Consider the following 19,207-nt stretch of genomic DNA (forward strand, 5'->3'; position numbering starts at 1 on the left):
CTTATCCGCCGAAGTCGTCATGGCCGACGCCGCCTATGACGCCGATCACTTGCGCCAAGCCATCGCCGCCAAAGGCGCGCTCGCCGTCATTCCCAACAATCCGTCGCGCGCGCTCAAATACCCTCTCGATAAGCATCTCTATGCCCAGCGTCATCTCGTCGAATGCTGCTTCTCAAAGCTCAAGCAGTTCCGACGCGTCGCAACCCGCTTCGAAAAGACGGCACGGAACTATCGCGCCGTCGTCACTCTCGCTGCCATTGTTCTATGGATGCGCTAATGTCCACACCACCTAGTGCTTTCGCAGGGACGACATCGGATATGTGGCTCCGCCCGGTCTAACTCGCCGCTTCGTCGAGTTCGGCGCTGGCTTCCAGCCAGTCTTCCTCGGCGCGCTGTAGCGCGCTCTCGGCGCCGGCGCGCGCCTTGGTCAGTTGCGCGGCCTGCTTGGGGTCGCGGGTAAAAATATCGGGCAATGCGAGCGCGGTATCGATCTTGGCGATGATGCCGTTGATGCGCTCGATCTCGGCCTCGGCTTGCGCGACCCGCTGCCTGGGTGAAGCACGCTTTTCATTGCGGGCGCGCTCCAGCTTGGCGGGCTCCTTGACGCGCTCGCGCGAGGCCGGCCGGCCGTCATTGGCCGACAGGATCATGCGTCGATATTCGTCGAGATCGCCCTCATAGGCCGTGACGGTCTGGTTCGCCACCACCCACAAGCGGTCGGCGCAGGCCTCGATCAGATAGCGATCATGCGAGACCATGATGATGGCGCCGGGGAATTCGTTGATCGCCTCCGCGAGCGTCGCACGGCTGTCGATATCGAGGTGGTTGGTCGGCTCGTCCAGGATGATCATGTTCGGGCCGTAGAACGTGGCAAGCCCCAGCAGCAGCCGCGCCTTCTCGCCGCCCGACAGGCTCCTCACCAGCGTGTCACCGGCCTTGCCGGAGAAACCGATCGCGCCGACGCGGCCGCGCACCTTGCTCTCCGGCGCCTCCGGCATCAGCTTGCGGATGTGATCATAGGGCGAGCCGTCGAGATTGAGCTCGTCGACCTGGTGTTGGGCGAAATAGCCGACCGACAGCTTGTCGGCCCTCGTGATCCTGCCGGCAAACGGCGCGAGCTTGCCCGCCAGCAGCTTGACCAGCGTCGACTTGCCGTTGCCGTTGGCTCCTAACAGCGCGATGCGGTCGTCGGTATCGACGCGCAGCGTTACGCGATTGAGCACCGGCTTGCCGGGTTCGTAGCCGACCGAGACGTCATCGACCGCAATGATCGGCGGCGACAGCAGCTTCTCCGGCGCTGGGAACGAGATCTCATGAACATCCTGGGTCACCAGCGCGGTGATCGGCTTCATCCGCTCCAGCATCTTCACGCGCGACTGCGCCTGCCGCGCCTTCGAGGCCTTGGCCTTGAAGCGGTCGACGAAGTCCTGCAGGCGCTTGCGCTCATCGGCCTGCCGCTTGGCGTGCTTGGCGTCGAGCAATTCGCGCGCGGCGCGCTGTTCCTCGAACGAGGAATAGGTGCCCTTGTAGAGCGTCAGTTTGCCGCGATCGAGGTGCAGGATCTGATCGACCGAGGTGTCCAGCAGGTCGCGGTCGTGGCTGATCACGATCACCGTGCGCGGATAGTTGGCGAGGTGGTTCTCGAGCCACAACGTGCCTTCGAGATCGAGATAGTTGGTCGGCTCGTCCAGCAGCAGGAGGTCGGGCGCGGAGAACAGCGTCGCCGCCAGCGCCACGCGCATGCGCCAGCCGCCGGAAAATTCCGCGCACGGCCGTGCCTGGTCTGATGTCGAGAAGCCGAGGCCGGAGAGGATCGCCGCGGCGCGGGCGGGCGCGGAATGGGCGTCGATGTCGACCAGCCGGGTCTGGATTTCGGCAATCCGGTGCGGATCGTGCGCCGTCTCGGCCTCGCGCAGCAGCGCGTCGCGCTCGAGATCGGCCTTCAGCACGACATTGATCAGGCTTTCGGGCCCGTCGGGCGCTTCCTGCGCGAGGCTGCCGATACGCCAGCGCGGCGGCAGCGCGATGCTGCCGCTCTCGGTCGGGATGTCGCCCCGGATGGCGTGAAACAGCGTCGATTTGCCGACGCCGTTGCGGCCGACAAATCCGACGCGGGCTCCGGGTACAATTTGCACCGAACTGTGATCGATCAACAGCCGTCCGGCGATCCGGACCGAGATGTCAGTGATGGAGAGCATGCAGCGTTGTCACCGGACCCGCCGCCAAACGCAACCCCGTCTGTTCGTAAAATCTCTCCCGGGGCTGTTGCAAAAACGCAATTGGGCTGCTTGTCAGCCCTCAACATCTAATGGCGATCGCCTTCCCGTCGTTGCATCTCGTCGAGGAGTTGCTGCAGGCGAGACGAAAGTGCGGGCTCTGGCCGCATGCTTTGCTGAAGCCGTTCGCCTACGGCATCGCAGATGTAACGGCAGGTCTTGTGATCAATCTGATCGGCGTCCTTGTCGATCTTGCTCATTGTCATCGTCATGGCATGTCTCTTGGCGAGTTCCACCTCGCATGTTCGAGTAGCTCCTCGCCATGACAAGTCGCGACCCCGAATTTGGTTTCCGCGCCTTGCTCTCGCTTTGAGGTAGTGGGTCCCCTCATATGCCCGGGTTCCCCGGCGCGCCTGAAAAAAGCCCCGGCGCGAGGGCCGGGGCGAGAAGCAAGTCAGGGGAGCAGTCGTAGATTCGATGGATCAGTAGCAGCGGTTGACCAGGCGCCAGCGGGGGCCCCACGGCGTCGGCACCACGCGGCGTACGTAGCAGCCGCCGCCGTAGCCATAACCGCCGTAATAGGCCGGGCCGCCGACGATGACGCGCGGACCGCCCCACCAGCCGTGGTGCCATCCACCGTGCCAGCCGCCATGCCAACCACCCCACGCAGAAGCGGAGGTCGGGGCGAGCGCGGCGGCACCGAGCGAAACCGCGGCGACGGCGGCAAGCGAGAGTTTGCGTAACATGATCGTCTCCTCGAGGTATGGGCGCGCGCGACGCGCCCGCGGTGACATTTCCCGAGACGTCCTGTGAGGCTTGCGGATGGGGGCCAGCAAGGCGTCCGATCGCTGCAGAGCCTATGTGGCTTGAGCTGAACGGCAGCGGCACGGCGCTGACAGAATGGGTTCACCTAGGTGAAATCGCGGTAAGTTGGCCGAGCCGGCCGCTGTCTGGAGGGGGCCCAAACGACGATTTTCGTCGCGAAAATGCGTCAAAACTAAAGGCTAACGCGTCACAGGGTCGCTTGCCGTTACCCCATCGCGCCGATATAAGCCCCGGCAACTCCCAGCCACCGTTTACAAGGACGAAATCATGGCGATTGAACGCACCTTTTCGATCATCAAACCCGACGCCACCGAGCGCAACCTGACCGGCGCGGTCAATGCGGTGATCGAGAAGGCGGGCCTGCGGGTCGTGGCGCAGAAGCGCATCCGCATGACCCGCGGCGAGGCCGAGACCTTCTACGCCGTCCACAAGGCGCGTCCGTTCTTCGGCGAGCTGGTCGACTTCATGACCTCGGGCCCGGTCGTGGTCCAGGTGCTGGAAGGCGAGGGCGCCATCCTGAAATATCGCGACGTGATGGGCGCGACCGACCCGTCGAAGGCCGCCGAAGGCACCATCCGCAAGCTCTATGCGAAGTCGATCGGCGAGAACTCGGTGCACGGTTCGGATGCGCCGGAGACCGCGGTGATCGAAATCGCGCAGTTCTTCGCCGGCAACGAGATCGTCGGCTGACGCCGTATTGCTGAAAGTGGCGCGGTCTCCCGAGGAGACCGCGTCGAAGTAGAACCGGGGAGCGGCGGACGACCGCCGCCAGGGGCGGCCGCAAGGCCGAATAGGACTCGCTGTGGACTGGCTGTGGCAGATCTTTGATCCGGCGTACATCGGCGCGTTCTTCACCGAATTCAAGAACGAGATGGCGACGCCGACGTTCTGGGTCGCCGTTGGCAAGATCATCTGGATCAACGTCCTGCTGTCGGGCGACAACGCGCTCGTGATCGCGCTCGCCTGCCGCGGGCTCGCGCCGCGCCAGCGCCTGTGGGGCATGATTCTCGGCGCCGCCGCGGCGGTGCTGCTGCGCGTCATCTTCACCGGCATCGTCGCCAGCCTGATGGAGCTTCCCTATTTGAAGCTGGTCGGCGGGCTGGCGCTGATCGTGATCGCCGCCAAGCTGCTGGTGCCGGAGCAGGAGGACGAGGACAGCGTGCACGCGGCCGCGCATCTGTGGGCCGCGGTTCAGATCGTCGTCGTCGCCGACATCGTGATGAGCCTCGACAATGTGATCGCGGTGGCCGCCGCCGCCAACGGCAGCGTGCCGCTGCTGGTGCTCGGACTTGCGATCAGCGTTCCCCTGATCGTTGCCGGCGCGGCGCTGATCATGGCTCTGCTCACCAAGCTGCCGGTCCTGGTCTGGGCCGGTGCCGCGCTGCTCGGCTGGATCGCGGGCGACGTCATCGCGACCGATCCCGCCGTGCATCCGAAGCTGGACGCGCTGTTCGCCGGACCGCTCGGTACCAAGCTCGATTCCTGGCTGACGTCGGTCGGGATGTCGCCGCAATTCGCCCATGGCGGCAATGGCGGCGAGATCGCGCTCGCGGTGCTCGGTATCATCGTGGTGCTGGTCGTGGGGTCGATCTGGCGCCGCCACGCACTCCGCAAGGCCAAGCACGCCGCCAAGGCGGCGTGAGGTCTAAATCGCGATGCGATTTGGTCGAGCTCGTTGTTTGAGCATGATCTCCGCGCAAACGCATTCCGCGTTTGTCGCGAGGGAAAACCGCTTCGCACTTTTCCGGATCATGCTCTAGCGCCGCACGATTGAGCCGGCGCGCCCGACCAGCCGCGCCAATTGCTTGAAGCGGCTGCCGACGCGGTCGGCGACCAGATCCACCATCCGGTGCTCGAACACCAGCATCAGCTTGCGGCCCTGGGTGCGGAAATGGGTTGCCGGCAGCACGCCGGTGCGCGCCGCCGTGATCAGATGCGCGACGCGGAATGCGGCGCCGAGCACGCGGGCGCGCTCGTCCATCGCCGGCGTCACCAGCGCGCGGATCTGCGGCGGCGGCTCGTTTTCCTCGCTGAGCCCGGCGTAGCGATAGAACACCGAGAGCGCGACGAAGGCGCGGCCCTGATGCGTGATCGAGCCGAAATTGCCGTTCATGATCAGGCTGAGGGTTTCCTCGCCGCGATGATCGGGATGCACCCGCCAGCCGATGTCGGAGAGCAGGCAGGCGACGTGCCGCAGCCTGCGGTCTTCCTCGGTCTCGCGCAGCCTGACGACGCGCACCAGCCGGTCGGTCCACGCCGTCAGCTCCTGGGCGTGGCGGGCCGAGCGCGACAGCAATTCGTTGAGGTTCTGCGCGGCGCAGAGCAGTCCGTCCTTGGCGCGTTCGGCCTGCGGCAGCATCTCGTAGAGCAGGCCCTCGCGTACGCCGAAGGTCGAGAACACGATGGTCTTCGGCTGGGCCACGCGGATGATGTATTCGAGCACGAGCGCGGCGTAGGCCAAGAGCGGCCGCCGCGCATCTGCGACCGACTCGATATTGGCCAGCATGTTGGTGGCCGCCAGCCGTCGCAGCCGCTGCGCGAAGTCGAGTGCGTCGGCCGCCGGGATCGAATAGCCGTGCATCACCTTGAGCGGGTAGCCGCTCTGGATGATGTGAATGCGCGCCAGCGCACGCCAGGTGCCGCCGACCGCATAGAAGGTACGGCCGCGCCCGGTCTTGAGCTGGGCGACGCCGAGCAGCTCGTTCTTGACGATGCGCTCGGCGCGCTTGAGCGATTTGTTGGAGAGGTCCTGCAGCGCGAGGCTGCCGAGCGGCAGCGTCACGCCGCTGCGCACGCGGCTGCCCTTGACGTCGATCAGTTCAAGCGAGCCGCCGCCGAGATCGCCGACGATGCCGTTCGGATTGTGCACCCCCGAGACGACGCCGAGCGCGGACAGCTTCGCTTCACGCGGTCCGGTGAGGATCTCGATCTTGGCGCCGCAGATGCGCTCGGCCTTGGCGATGAAGTCCGGACCGTTCTTGGCGTCGCGGCAGGCCGCGGTCGCGATCGCGTAGACGCGGCCGACTTGCTGGATCTTGCACAGCGCACGAAAACGGCGCAGCGCGGTGAGCGCCTTGTTGACGGCATCGGTTGCGAGCAGGCCGGTGCTCTGCACCTCGCGCCCGAGCCCGCACAGCGCCTTCTCGTTGAAGATGGTGATGAGGCTGCGCGCCATCGCCTCGTAGACCACGAGACGAACCGAGTTCGAGCCGATATCGATGACAGCGACGCTGGAAGCGCGCTTCCGCGGCCGCTTCACCGTAATGCCCCCTTAAGACGATGGCTGCTGACGCTCGTTGCGACGCGTGAGACGGCGCGGTGAAGATTCCTTGAGAGACTTGCCACGGCCGGACAGACTCGGATTTGTCATGAAGTAGTCATGCAGATTGAAGGGCTCTTCGCCTTTCGCGGCCTTCATACGCGTTGACGACCCATCCGGCAACAATTGCCAGCTTTGCTCGGTGTCCTTCAGGTTCGCGACCATGATCTGTTCGAGAACCTGCTGATGCACCGTGGGATTTTGCAGCGGACAGAGAACCTCGACGCGGCGGTCGAGGTTCCTCGGCATCATGTCGGCGGACGAGATATACACAGCAGCTTTTGTGCTCGGCAGGCCCTGACCCATGCCGAAGCAATAGATTCGGCCGTGTTCCAGGAACCGGCCGATCACTGATTTGACGCGGATGTTCTCCGACAGTCCCGGCAGCCCCGGTCGCAGGCAGCAGATGCCGCGCACCACGAGCTCGACCGAGACGCCCGCCTGCGAGGCCTCGTACAGCGCGTCGATGATATCGGGGTCGACCAGCGCATTCATCTTCATCCAGACCGCGCCGGGCCGGCCGTGTTTGACGTGCGCGATCTCGCCATGGATGTGCTCGATGATCCGCTTGCGCAGCGTCAGCGGCGACACCGCCATCTTCTCGATGTCGCTCGGCTCGGCGTAGCCGGTGATGTAGTTGAAGACCCGCGCGACGTCGCGGCCGATGATCGGATCCGAAGTGAAGTAGGAGAGGTCGGTGTAGATGCGCGCGGTGACCGGGTGATAGTTGCCGGTGCCGGTGTGCACATAGGTCGTGAGATTGCCGCCCTCGCGGCGCACCACCATCGACAGCTTGGCATGCGTCTTCAATTCGATGAAGCCGTAGACCACCTGCACGCCGGCGCGTTCGAGGTCTCGGGCCCAGCGGATATTGGCTTCCTCGTCGAAGCGCGCCTTCAACTCGATCAGCGCGGTCACCGATTTGCCGGCTTCGGCGGCTTCCGCCAGCGCCCGCACGATCGGCGAGTTGTTCGAGGTGCGATAGAGCGTCTGCTTGATCGCGACCACGTCGGGATCGCGTGCTGCCTGCTGTAGAAACTGCACCACGACGTCGAAGGATTCGTAGGGGTGATGGACCACGAGGTCCTTCTGGCGAATGGCGGCGAAGATATCGCCGCCATGATCGCGCACCCGCTCGGGGTGGCGCGGCACATAGGGCGGGAATTCGAGGTCGGGGCGATTGAGGCGGGTGAGCTGCGACAGCTCGTTCATCGCCAGCACGCCGTCGACCAGGATCACTTCGTCGTCTGCTGCCGACAAGGCGTGCTGCACGAAGATGCGCAGCTCCTCTGGCATCGTGGCCTCGATCTCGAGCCGGATCACCGACCCGCGGCGGCGCCGCTTGAGCGCGGTCTCGAACAGGCGAACGAGGTCTTCGGCCTCTTCCTCGATTTCGAGTTCGGAGTCCCTGATGATGCGGAATGCGCCTTGGCCCTTGACAGTGTAGCCGGGGAACAGGCGGCCGATGAAGAGACCGGTGGCCTGCTCCAGCGTGATCAGCCGCGCCGGCGCGCCTTCCTTGGTGGAGGGGATGCGGATGAAGCGGTCGATCTTGCCGGGCATGCGGATCAGCGCGTTCATCGCCTTGCCGTCGGAGATCCGCGACAATTGCAGCGCCACCGTGAAGCCGAGATTCGGGATGAACGGGAAGGGATGCGCCGGGTCGATCGCCAGCGGCGTCAGCAGCGGGAAGATGCTGTGGAGGAAGTGATCCTCGATCCAGCTGCGCTCGGACTTGGTGACGTCGCGGCCGTCGACCAGCTGGATGCCGACCTTGGCCAGGATATCCCGCAGGTCGCTCCAGATCGCCTGCTGGTCGGAGGCGAGCTGCGAGACTGTCTTGTTGATCATCACGAGCTGATCGGCCGGCAGTAGGCCGTCCGGGCTGCGCTCGGTAATGCCCTCGCGGACCTGCGCCTTGATGCCGGCGACACGGACCATAAAGAACTCGTCGAGGTTATTCGCCGAAATCGACAGGAAGCGGACCCGCTCCAGCACGGGATGGCCGAGATTGACCGATTCCTCGAGCACCCGCCGGTTGAAGTGCAGCCAGGAGAGCTCCCGGTTAATGAAGCGCTCGGGGCTGGTCGCGATTGCGGGAATGGCGGGAAATTCCGCCTCTTTTTCTTTGATTTCAGTGGCTTGTACCGAGTCCATCAAGTGCTGGTCCAATTCAGGGCAGGGGCCAGGGCGGTCTAGCCGAGAGCCGCAGAGACCATGTGATATTGCGATGACGTTTCGATGACATTGATGTTCCGCTCGCCTGCGCCGTCAAGCCGCGGGGATGGATCAGGCATCGCGCAACAGCTCCGCCGCCAGCGCCCGCGTGACCGGACGGCCGAGCCGGAGTGCCTCGGTATCCAGGAGCTCGACCGCCTGCCGGACGGCAACGTAGGAACGCTCGATCCGGCTGCTCAGATAGCTGACCAGCGGCTCGTCCACGCTCATCTGGCGGTCGGCGCAGAACTTGACGATCAGGCCGCGGAACAGCTGGTCGTCCGGCGGCAGCAGCGTCACGGTCGGCACCGCGCGGAGCCGCGACCGCAGGTCGCGCAATTCGATCTCGAACGCCGAGGGCGGAATGCGCGCCGTGATCAGCACGTAGGCATCGTCCTGGCGCGCCAGATTCATCAGATGAAACATCGCGCGCTCGTCGAAATCCGACGGCCTCAGATCCTCGACCACCAGCGCACCGGTCGCAAGCGCGGTCGGCACCGTGTCGGCGGTCAGCGCATGCGCCGCGGTCGAGCGCGCACCGGCGGTCTCGGCCCAGATCGCGGCGAGGTGGCTTTTGCCGGAGCCGTCAGGCCCGACCAGCAGCATGATTCGGTTCGGCCAGTCCGGCCAGCCGTCGATCAGCGCCAGCGCCGCCTCATTGGCAGGGCCCTCGAGGAAATCGTCGCGGGTCAGCTTCTCCTCGTGCGGCAGGGCCAAGGCCAATTGACGAGGTTGAACGCTACTGGCCACGCAAGTCTCCGAACCACTTCATTTTAGCCATGCGCAAACGCGTCGCGTTTGTCGCGGGAAAACCGGCTTCTACTTTTCCGGATCCCGCCTACCGAGCTTCGATCGTGCTCATGTGCCGCACCCACTCCACGAGATAGAGGGACACCGAACCCAAAGTAAAGATCGTGACCAGGCCCATCAGGATCAGGTCGTAAGGGTGCGGCTGAAAGCCGAAGCCGAGCGAGGCCAGCACCAGCGCTGCGAACGCGACCTGCGCCACCGTGTTCAGCTTCGACACCATCAGCGGCTTCATCTCGACCGGCTTGTCGAACAACCATGACACAATCACGGCGGAGACGATCATGATGTCGCGCGACACCACGAGAATCACGATCCAGCGCGGCACCGCGCCCCAGATTCCGAGCGCGACATAGATCGACACCAGGAGCGCCTTGTCGGCGAGCGGATCGAGCAGGGCGCCGAGCTCGCTCGTCATGTTGAAGCGCTTGGCGAGGAAACCGTCGACCGCGTCCGAGACGCCGGCGATCACGAAGATCGCGAACGCAATCTCCATCTGGCTGGACACGATGGCCCAGACGATCACCGGCACCAGGATGATGCGGCCGAGGGTGATGATGTTCGGAATGCTCAACTTGGATCGCTTCCCGGCTAGAAGCCTGATTTTACTCGATATCCGGCTCTTTTGCGCAGCCGCCTTGTGTTATCTACATAGTATCGCGGCAGCAGCGCCGCGAGCCATTGCGCGGGGGCGGAATTCCTCGTAACCAGCCCCTGATCATCTGGAATTGGGCATGACCGAGCGCAAAAACGGGCTCACTTACGCGGATTCGGGTGTCGATATCGACGCCGGCAATCGACTGGTCGATCTGATCAAGCCGATGGTGCGGGCCACCGCGCGGCCTGGCGCGGACGCCGAGATCGGCGGTTTCGGCGGGCTGTTCGACCTCAAGGCCGCCGGCTTCAAGGATCCGGTCCTGGTGGCCGCGACCGATGGCGTCGGCACCAAGCTGAAGATCGCGATCGAGACCGGCATTCATGGCGGCATCGGCATCGATCTGGTCGCGATGTCGGTCAACGACCTCGTCGTGCAGGGCGCGGAACCGCTGTTCTTCCTCGACTATTTCGCCTGCGGCAAGCTGCATCCGGAGGCCACCGCGCAGATCGTCGCCGGCATCGCCGAGGGCTGCCGGGAATCCGGCTGCGCGCTGATCGGCGGCGAAACCGCCGAGATGCCCGGCCTCTACAAGGACGGCGATTACGACCTCGGCGGCTTTGCGGTCGGCGCGGCCGAGCGCGGCACCTTGCTGCCGACCGCGAATATCGCGGCGGGCGATGCCGTGATCGGGCTGGCTTCCTCCGGCGTGCACTCCAACGGCTATTCGCTGGTGCGCAAGATCGTCGAGCAGTCCGGCGTTGCCTATGACGCGCCGGCGCCGTTCGCGCCGGTCATGACGCTCGGCGCCGCGCTGCTGACGCCGACCAGGCTCTATGTGAAATCCTGCCTGAGCGCGATCCGCGACACCGGCGCCGTGAAGGGCCTCGCCCACATCACCGGCGGCGGCTTCACCGACAACATTCCGCGCGTGCTGCCGAAGCATCTCGGCGTCGGCATCGATCTGGCGCGGCTGCCGGTGCTCCCGGTGTTCAAATGGCTGGCCGAGCAGGGCGGCATCGCCGAGCTCGAGCTGCTGCGCACCTTCAACTGCGGCATCGGCATGATCGCGATCGTCAAGGCTGATGCGGTCGACGCCGTGACCGAGGCGTTCACCGCCGGCGGCGAGACCGTGACGTTGCTCGGCGAGGTGATCGAGGCCAAAGGCGAGCATCGCGTGATCTATAACGGTCATCTCGATCTCTCGCGATGAAGCGCCGCGTCGCCATCCTGATCTCCGGCCGCGGCTCCAACATGGCCGCGCTGATCGAGGCTGCGAAGGCTGCGGATTTCCCGGCCGAGATCGTGGCCGTGATCTCGAACCGCGCCGATGCCGCCGGGCTCGAGAAGGCGGCCGCCAGCGGCATTGCGACCATCGTCATCGAGAGCAAGCCGTTCGGCAAGGACCGCGCCGGCTTCGAGGCCGTGCTGCAGCGCGCGCTCGATGACAGGCAGGTCGAGTTGATCTGCCTCGGCGGCTTCATGCGGCTGTTCACCGCCGAGTTCGCGCGGCACTGGTACGGGCGGATGCTCAACATCCATCCCTCGCTGCTGCCTTGCTTTCCCGGTCTCGATCCGCACGGCCAGGCGTTGCGCGCAGGGGTCAAGCTGTCCGGAGCGACGGTGCATTTCGTGATCCCGGAGACCGACGCCGGACCGATCGTGATGCAGGGCGCGGTCACGGTCGCTGACGACGACACGGCCGAGACGCTCGCCGCGCGCGTGATCACCATCGAGCATCGCATCTATCCGGAGGCGCTGCGGCTTCTGGCAAGCGGCCGGCTCAAGCTCGAAGGCGATCTCTGCAGGACCCTGGGCAGCGGCGCAACCGACGATACGCTGATCGCGCCGGCGCCTTAGCACGCGGTTGCAGGAGACATCCCCCGGGGTGATGCGGCCGGGGGAGGCATCAGGATGAATTCCGCCGGCAGCGGCGTTCAGTGAACCTTGAGGTTCTCTGCCGACGCCTTGCCGCGGTTCTCCACCAGCTCGTACTCGACGGACTGGTTCTCGTTCAATGTGCTGAGGCCCGCGCGCTCGACCGCCGAGATGTGGACGAACACGTCCTTGTCGCCGACGGCTGGCTTGATGAACCCGTAACCTTTGGTCGGGTTGAACCATTTGACGGTACCCTTCGGCATCGTCTCTCTCCCAGTTTAGACATAAAAAAGACGCGGCCACGTTTTCCACGTGCCACGCCACAAGCGGACTTTGCGCTGTCTGTTCACTTCCCGGGTCGTCAGATCCAAAGTCTTCAAGTCCGAAGTTTCGCCTCTCGAGGCCCTGTACATCGAAGCCTTGGATATCAACGTCGCGAAACGCACAGTCGAACGGCCGCAAATCCGATTGTGAACGGATTGCAACACGAAAATTGCGCCTTAGCAAGCGCGGTGGTTTTGCGTGACGCAACCTCAGCCTGTGCCGGTCGAACTCCGGGGCAACGCGTTCGGCCACTGGCCGACTGCCGGTGGAACCCGTCGCGCACCAGGCGGACGCGCTAACCCCGGTCCACCCGCACCACGCGGCCCTTGTCGATCGCCAGCGCGAGCTGGCCGTGCTTGAGCTTGAGCGCGGCCTCGCCGAACAGTTCGCGGCGCCAGCCGTGCAGGGCGCCGACCTCGGCCTGATCGCTGGCCGCGATCTGCTCGAGGTCGTCGACGGTGGCGATCACCTTGCTGGCGACGCCGTGGCGCTCCGAGGTCATGCGCAGCAGCACCTTCAACAGCTCGACGGTCGCCGCGCCGTTGGAATTGTTTCTCGGCTTTTCCAGCTTGGGCAGCATGGCCTGGTCGCGGGCGAGCCCGCGCTGCACGGCAGCAATGATGTCAGCGCCCCATTTCGAGCGCTCAAAGCCCTTCGGCAGCGAGCGCAGATTGCCGAGCTTCTCCAGCGAGGTCGGCGCATGGGTGGCGATATCGCCGACCGCATCGTCCTTGAGCACGCGCGAGCGCGGCACGTCGCGGCTCTGCGCCTCCTGCTCGCGCCAGGCCGCGACCTCGATCAGCACCGCGAGCTCGCGCGGCTTACGCACGCGGGTCTTGAGCCGCTCCCAGGCGCGCTCCGGATGGAAGTCGTAGGTCTTCGGCGACGTCAGAACCTCCATCTCCTCGCTGACCCAGTCGCTGCGGTCGCGCTTCTTCAGATCGGCATCGAGGGCTGCGAACACTTCGCGCAGATGGGTCACGTCGGAGACGGCGTAGTGGAGCTGCTCGTCGGTCAGCGGGCGGCGCGACCAGTCGGTGAAGCGATGGGTCTTGTCGGGGCGGTGGCCGGTCACGCGGTCGACGAGCTGGTCATAGGCGATGCTGTCGCCATAGCCGAGCACCATGGCGGCGACCTGGGTGTCGAAGATCGGATGCGGGATCGTGCCGGAGAGGTGCCAGACGATTTCGATATCCTGCCGCGCGGCGTGGAATACCTTGAGCACGGCCTCGTTCGACATCAGGTCGAAGAACGGCTTGAGGTCGATGCCGGGTGCCAGCGCGTCGACCACGACGGCTTCGTCCGCGCTCGCCATCTGCACGACGCAGAGCAGCGGATAGTAGGTCGTCTCCCGCAGGAACTCGGTGTCGACAGTGATGACCTTGTGTTTGGCGAGCCGGTCGCAGGCGGCGGCGAGGTCGGAGGTCGTGCTAATCAAATCCATGAAGTGTCCATAACGGCTTGACCACACGCGTTCTGCCGAAAGGGCAGCTATGTCAAGGGTCTTGCAGGGATTTTGGCCCTGCGCGGGGTGAGGGACGGGCCATTTTTGAATTGATTGGGCATGATTCGAGGGTGTTTTCGGCCCGGTCGTGCCGGGAATTCGGCCGTGGTGCGGGCGAAAGGCGGGGGCCCGTAGCCATTGAATTTGATACTGAATGGGATCGCTGCCCCGGCACCGCGCAACAATTCTCACATAGAGTAACGGGTTCTGGCCTTCGCTAGGACGGCACCGAACGTATGGTACCGCCGACGTCCACAATCGTCGTCCCTGCGAAAGTGTTCGGTCCCGTGTGATTGGCGAGGGCCTGGATTGGCGCCAGGTAGCCGAGGCATTTGAGGCGGGTCCGATTGTAGTCGTGGACGAACTTGGCGATGAAGGCGTCGCGGTCGGCGTGGTTGACAAAGGTACGGCACGCGCTGCCCCGTTTGTGTTCGCGGCCGATGGCTTCAGCGATGCGCCGGTTGAAGCGTTCGACGAGGCCGTTGGTTTGCGGGTGGTAGGGCTTGGTCAGGCGATGCTCGATTGCGCGCTGCTTGCAGAGCCGATCAAAGGGGTGGTCGCCGGAAGGCTTCCCGACCGGTTTGTTCTTCTTGTCGACGGCGAAGCGGTCGGTGAACTCGGCTCCGTTGTCGGTCAGGATGGTGTGAACACCGTGCGGAAAGTCGGCCAGGAAGCGTTCGAGGAAGCCGGTCGCGGTCGTTCCGTCTCGCCTGGAATGGATCTCGACGAAGACGTATCGGGTGGCGCGATCGATCGCGACAAAGGCATAACTGGTGCGGCGTTGCAGCGCGGGCAGATACTTCACGTCGATATGAATGAAGCCGATGCTGGCGCTTTCGAAGACGCCGGCCCTGGGCTTGTCAGGCTTGGCAAGCCGGCTGATGCCGTTGCGCTGCAGGCAGCGGTGGATCGCGCTGCGGGACAGCTTGGCATTGATGCACCGCTGCATCACCTCGACGATATCGTCCAGCGGCAGCTGCAGCGATGTCCGCAGCTCACACACCGCCCGTTCCTCAAGGGCGGACAGGCCGGTCGTGAGGTGCTTCGGCCGATGCGAGCGATCCTCGACCGTGCTGCGACCGCGCCAGCGATAGATTGTGGTCTCGCTGACCCCCAACTCGGCCGCCAATTGGGCGACCGACTTCCTGCTGCGCTGGATGTAGGCGCGCGTCTTCGGTGTCGTCGTGGCGTTCGCATGCAGGCTCAGTTCCATGACGCGAAGCGCTCCATGATAAAAGCCACGCCTCGTTCTACACCGATTCCATCCAACCAATCAGCAGGGACCAAACACGAAAGCAGGGACCCATAACCACAGGGCTGTGTTGTTGAAACGAGCTGTGGCCACAGCTCTGCAAGCCAATTCGCATTCGTGGTTATGGGTCCCGGCCTTCGCCGGGACGACACCGAATGTATTGCGCTGCCGGTGGGTCACACCTTCGCATCCTCAGGACATGAGTTGCCCGGCGCATCTCGACCCGCGTTCGTGACGATCGCGAAGCGCCCCTCGATCAGGTGAGACGGGCGAACCATACGCTGAGTTTTCCTTTCGGATAAAGCGAAATATTTTCGCGTTGGGCTTGCGCCGACGGGCAACTCAGTGGCAGGGGGGGGCCTGTCATGGCGCGCAAAATCGAATGGCTCCGCGCGCAAATTCGTACGTCACGCCATCGTTCGCCGGGCGCCTTTGTCGCGCCGAGTGCCGAGCATGCCGGAGGTCAGATGGTGGCGCCCGAGGGGCGACTCTGGTTTCGCCTACAGACTTGGCGAACGTCATCGCAGTCGGCGAAGGGCCAAAATACCAGCGCGTGCGCTATCTCGAATATCCGAGTGACCGAGGGCAGAGTGCGTCTTCGATCGGTCTGCTCCTTGTTTTCGCACTTTGTGAACGCGTCCAGTCTGGGGTAAACAGGTCCCTTGGCATCGTCGAACGAGGCCCATTGCCGCCAATGGCCCGCAGTCGGACGGATCACAATGCCGGAGAAACAGCCAAGCGCCGATATGGAGGCTGCTCTCAAGCACTGGCTCGAAACTGTTGATCTCGGCCAGTATAGCGACCTCTTTGTCCTGCATCGCATCGGTTTGGACATCCTGCCCGATTTGACCGAGCAGGATCTGGTCGAACTTGGACTTCCGCTGGGAGACCGCAAGCGCTTGCAGCGCGCGGTTGCTTCCCTGACCCGTTCGGCAAAAGGTCCCGCCGGCGGTAGGAGCGTCGCGGAAAGCGCGGCGGTGAGCGCCGAGCGGCGCCAGCTGACCGTGATGTTCTGCGACATGGTCGGTTCGACCTCGCTGTCCGAGCAGTTCGATCCCGAAGACGTCCGCGACGTGATCGCGAGCTTCAGGGAAAAGTGCGTCAGCGTGGTCAAGCGGTACGAAGGCTTCGCGGCCCGCTACCTCGGGGACGGCATTCTGGTCTATTTTGGCTATCCGAATGCGCATGAGGATGACGCCGAGCGGTCGGTGCGTGCGGCGCTCGAAATTGTACGGAGCCTGTCGTCGGTGAGAGCGAGCGACGCCCGCGACGTTACAAGTCATGAGCCCAGTGTGCGCATCGGGATTGCGACCGGCCTTGTTGTCGTCGGAGACCTGGTTGGACAGGACACCGAGGAGCACGATTCCGCAGTCGGCGAGACGCCAAATCTGGCTGCCCGTCTGCAGGCCTTGGCGCCTCCGGACGGCGTCGTCATTGCGTCTTCGACGCAATCCCTGCTGAGAGGAAAGTTCGACTACCAGGACTTCGGATTTCACGCGCTGAAGGGGATATCCGCGAAGGCCCAGGCCTGGCTCGTGGTTCGGCCCTGCCGCGCCGAGACGCGATTTGCCGCAGCCATGGGCTCCCGATTGACGCCGCTGGTCAACCGCACCGAAGAGGTGGCGTTGCTGCTCACGCGTTGGCAGCAAGCGAAAGCCCATGAGGGGCAGGTCGTGCTGCTGACGGGTGAGCCGGGAATTGGAAAGTCCAGGATCGTTCAGGAATTGCGAGAGCGGATCGCTGGTGATCAGCACGGACAAGTTTCGTTCCAGTGCTCTCCCTATTACAGCAGCACCGCTTTTCATCCCTTCATCGAGCATCTCAAATTCGCGCTCGGACTTGACGGCGAGAACGCGTCTGCGCTTTGGCTGACAAAGCTTGAAGCCGGTGTCGCCGCCTCGAACGGCGAGGCGGCGACAGTGGTGCCGATCCTTGCGGCGTTGCTTTCAATTCCCACCGGGGACCGCTACGCGGCCCTGGATCTTTCGCCGCAGCAGCTGAAGGATGCGACGATCGCCACGCTCGTCAACCATCTGCTCGCGCAAGCACGCGGGCAGACGCTCCTGGTCGATTTTGAGGACGTACATTGGATCGATCCCACCTCGCGGGCCGTGCTCGATCTGCTGGTGGAGAACGTTCGCAACACGTCGATCCTTGTCGTGATCACCGGTCGTCCGGAGTTTCAGCCGGGCTGGAAGGATCACGCGCACACCATCAGCGCGAACCTCAAGCGTCTCGGCCGACAGGTCCGCACGATATTGGTCGAACGTGTGGCTGGAGAAAAGGTGCTTCCCAGAGAGGTGATTGAGGACATCATTGTCAAAACCGATGGCGTGCCGCTCTTCCTTGAAGAGCTGACCAAGGCCGTTCTCGAATCCGACGTCTTGACTGAACAACATGGACGTTACGTCTTGTCCGGTCCGTGGCATCAGCTCGCTATTCCCGCGACATTGAACGATTCCCTGATGGCCCGCCTCGACCGGATGGGATCGTTCAAGAAAATCGCGCAGATCGGCGCCACCATCGGCCGCGAGTTCTCTTATGAGATTCTTCGCGAGGTTGCCGAGGCGCCGGCGGACCAGATCGAAGCCGCCCTGAACCATCTGGAGGCAGCCGGATTGATCGTCCGCTTCGGCTTTCTGCCGGAGGCGCTGTACTCGTTCAAGCATGTGATGATCCAGAATGCGGCGCATGAAAGCTTGTTGCACAGGGAAAGACGGACGCTGCACGCCAAGATCGCACGCGTGCTGGCCGAAAAATATCCGGAAAAGATCGAGCGCGAACCGGAGCTTCTTGCCTACCATCTGACCGAGTCTGGCCAAAGCGAGCCGGCTGCTGGCTTCTGGCTCAAGGCCGGAAAGCAGGCCGCAATGAAGGGTGCGACTCTGGAGGCGATCGGTCATTTGCGTCGTGGGCTCGGGGTTCTGCAAGCCTCACCCGGCATGCAGGGCCGAAACGAGTCCGAGCTTGAGCTTCGCATCGCCCTGGGCACCGCCCTGATCGCGGCAAAGGGATACGCGGTCCAGGAAGTCGAGGAGAACTATGTTCGCGCGCTCGAACTCGGCCGGAATCTTGGCAACATGGCGAAGGTCTTTGCGGCGACGCGCGGACTTTGGGTGTGCCACTTCATCCGCGGCGATCTCGCACGGGCGCATGAGCTGAGCGCGGAGCTCCTGCAGTTCGCAAGGCGCGAGGCATCGAACCAAAGTTCGTCCGCGACGCAACAGACGGGATATCTGATCGAGGCGCATCGGGCGATCGCGATGACCATGCTGTACCGCGGGCGGTTTGTCGCCGCCGAACATCACCTTCATCGCTTCAGGAATCTGTACAGTCCTGATCTACACGGCGCCCTGACGGCAACGCATGGCATCCATCCTGGCATCGTCTCGCTCTCGTATCTCGGGTACGTGTCGTGGTTTCTGGGCCGTCCTGACGCGGCGCGCCGATATAGCCAGCAGGCTATTTCGGAAGCGGAAGACCTTCGCCACCCCTTCACGCTGTCGTTTGCGCTGACATTCGGCGCTTACGTTTGCCAGCATCTCCGCGATGTCGAAGGGACCCACGACTACACCAACAGGGCACTGGCTCTCTCATCGGAACACGGCTTCCTGCATTGGAAGCATCAGACGACCATCCTGCGAGGATGGGCGATGACCGAGCTCGGGAATGTCGATGAGGGATTGAACCAGATGCGAATGGCTATCGACGGTTACGAGGGCATGAGCGCCCGGCTAGCCAGTTGCTGGTTCAGGAGCCTGCTCGCGAAGGCTTATGCAAGTGCCGGCTTGCCGGATGCTGCCTTGCACGAACTCGACAGCGCATTGGCGATCGGGAGAAGAACGGGAGAGCATTTTTACGAAGCCGAGATCTATCGTCTGCAAGGTGAGATGACACTCAATCACGCGAAATCATCGTCCGTCGAATCCGCCGAGCGAATGTTCCTCGCCTCGATCGAGCTGGCGCGCAGGCAAAGCGCGCGGTCCTTAGAATTGCGGTCAGCTGTCAGCCTGGCGCGTCTATGGCGACATTCCGGCAAACAGGCACGAGCGGCCGAGCTGTTGCTACCCGTCGTCCGAACGTTCACGGAAGGTCTGTCTACGCCTGACGTCAAGGAAGCGCTCGAGCTGGCGAATGAACTGGCAATGGAAATCCCCGGAGATCATGAATGGAGCGGGCGGGTCTGAGGATACCGAGGCGCCCCGGGCGCCATCCGCCCGCTTACGCCTGAGCGTCGTCACCACACATCGCAGATGAATGACGGTGTTCG

At 63.9% G+C, this 19,207-nt stretch carries 16 protein-coding genes; 6 read left to right on the forward strand and 10 right to left on the reverse strand.

Annotated elements, in window-relative coordinates; all coding sequences use genetic code 11:
- Positions 1-277, forward strand: a 277-nt coding sequence (locus J6525_RS28775) for a transposase (protein ID WP_225647175.1), incomplete at its 5' end; no start/stop codon positions are given.
- 58 nt (positions 278-335) lie between these two features.
- Here J6525_RS28775 and J6525_RS28780 read toward each other — a convergent pair.
- The 3 genes from J6525_RS28780 to J6525_RS28790 all read right to left on the reverse strand — a co-directional run bounded on the left by J6525_RS28780 (position 336) and on the right by J6525_RS28790 (position 2,962).
- Positions 336-2,198, reverse strand: coding sequence for an ABC-F family ATP-binding cassette domain-containing protein (locus J6525_RS28780; protein WP_092086453.1), 1,863 nt, complete (start codon positions 2,196-2,198; stop codon positions 336-338).
- Between the two features lie 107 nt (positions 2,199-2,305).
- Positions 2,306-2,488 carry a hypothetical protein gene (locus tag J6525_RS28785; protein WP_038377182.1) on the reverse strand — a complete coding sequence of 61 codons (183 nt, stop codon included), beginning with the start codon at positions 2,486-2,488 and terminating at the stop codon, positions 2,306-2,308.
- A gap of 210 nt (positions 2,489-2,698) precedes the next feature.
- Complete coding sequence (locus tag J6525_RS28790) at positions 2,699-2,962, reverse strand: hypothetical protein (protein ID WP_018271306.1); 264 nt, start codon at positions 2,960-2,962, stop codon at positions 2,699-2,701.
- Between the two features lie 346 nt (positions 2,963-3,308).
- Between J6525_RS28790 and ndk the strand changes: the two genes are divergently transcribed.
- Positions 3,309-3,731 (forward strand): nucleoside-diphosphate kinase, encoded by a 423-nt coding sequence (gene ndk, locus J6525_RS28795; protein ID WP_225647176.1) that lies wholly within the window; start codon positions 3,309-3,311, stop codon positions 3,729-3,731.
- 112 nt (positions 3,732-3,843) lie between these two features.
- Positions 3,844-4,683 carry a TerC family protein gene (locus J6525_RS28800; protein WP_076831988.1) on the forward strand — a complete coding sequence of 280 codons (840 nt, stop codon included), beginning with the start codon at positions 3,844-3,846 and terminating at the stop codon, positions 4,681-4,683.
- Positions 4,684-4,797: 114 nt separating this feature from the next.
- On the opposite strand, the gene ppx is transcribed toward J6525_RS28800, so the two are convergent.
- The 4 genes from ppx to J6525_RS28820 form a co-directional block, all read right to left on the reverse strand.
- Positions 4,798-6,300, reverse strand: coding sequence for an exopolyphosphatase (ppx, locus tag J6525_RS28805; RefSeq protein ID WP_225159070.1), 1,503 nt, complete (start codon positions 6,298-6,300; stop codon positions 4,798-4,800).
- Between the two features lie 12 nt (positions 6,301-6,312).
- Positions 6,313-8,517, reverse strand: a complete 2,205-nt coding sequence (locus tag J6525_RS28810; protein WP_092086447.1) for an RNA degradosome polyphosphate kinase — start codon at positions 8,515-8,517, stop codon at positions 6,313-6,315.
- A gap of 132 nt (positions 8,518-8,649) precedes the next feature.
- A complete protein-coding gene (locus J6525_RS28815; RefSeq protein ID WP_092086444.1) occupies positions 8,650-9,327 on the reverse strand; it encodes a P-loop NTPase family protein in 678 nt (225 codons plus the stop codon).
- An 88-nt stretch (positions 9,328-9,415) separates the two neighbouring features.
- A complete protein-coding gene (locus tag J6525_RS28820; RefSeq protein ID WP_028332358.1) occupies positions 9,416-9,958 on the reverse strand; it encodes a CDP-alcohol phosphatidyltransferase family protein in 543 nt (180 codons plus the stop codon).
- A 160-nt stretch (positions 9,959-10,118) separates the two neighbouring features.
- Between J6525_RS28820 and purM the strand changes: the two genes are divergently transcribed.
- Positions 10,119-11,192: a phosphoribosylformylglycinamidine cyclo-ligase gene (purM, locus tag J6525_RS28825; RefSeq protein ID WP_225647177.1), complete on the forward strand. Its 1,074-nt coding sequence runs from the start codon at positions 10,119-10,121 to the stop codon at positions 11,190-11,192.
- Positions 11,189-11,839, forward strand: a complete 651-nt coding sequence (gene purN / locus J6525_RS28830) for a phosphoribosylglycinamide formyltransferase (RefSeq protein WP_225647178.1) — start codon at positions 11,189-11,191, stop codon at positions 11,837-11,839. The genes purM and purN overlap by 4 nt, the downstream gene beginning before the upstream one ends.
- 77 nt (positions 11,840-11,916) lie before the next feature.
- Here purN and J6525_RS28835 read toward each other — a convergent pair whose 3' ends face one another.
- From J6525_RS28835 to J6525_RS28845, 3 genes are all read right to left on the reverse strand, one after another.
- Positions 11,917-12,120, reverse strand: coding sequence for a cold-shock protein (locus J6525_RS28835; protein ID WP_016847412.1), 204 nt, complete (start codon positions 12,118-12,120; stop codon positions 11,917-11,919).
- A 356-nt stretch (positions 12,121-12,476) separates the two neighbouring features.
- On the reverse strand, positions 12,477-13,625 hold the full coding sequence (gene rnd / locus J6525_RS28840) for a ribonuclease D (protein WP_057019895.1): 1,149 nt from the start codon (positions 13,623-13,625) through the stop codon (positions 12,477-12,479).
- 277 nt (positions 13,626-13,902) lie between these two features.
- Complete coding sequence (locus J6525_RS28845) at positions 13,903-14,898, reverse strand: IS481 family transposase (protein WP_225647179.1); 996 nt, start codon at positions 14,896-14,898, stop codon at positions 13,903-13,905.
- Positions 14,899-15,656: 758 nt separating this feature from the next.
- Here J6525_RS28845 and J6525_RS28850 point away from each other — a divergent pair.
- Positions 15,657-19,124: an adenylate/guanylate cyclase domain-containing protein gene (locus tag J6525_RS28850; RefSeq protein WP_225647180.1), complete on the forward strand. Its 3,468-nt coding sequence runs from the start codon at positions 15,657-15,659 to the stop codon at positions 19,122-19,124.
- Positions 19,125-19,207 lie beyond the last annotated feature (83 nt).

This window comes from Bradyrhizobium australafricanum, assembly GCF_020329495.1.
GTDB lineage: Bacteria > Pseudomonadota > Alphaproteobacteria > Rhizobiales > Xanthobacteraceae > Bradyrhizobium > Bradyrhizobium australafricanum.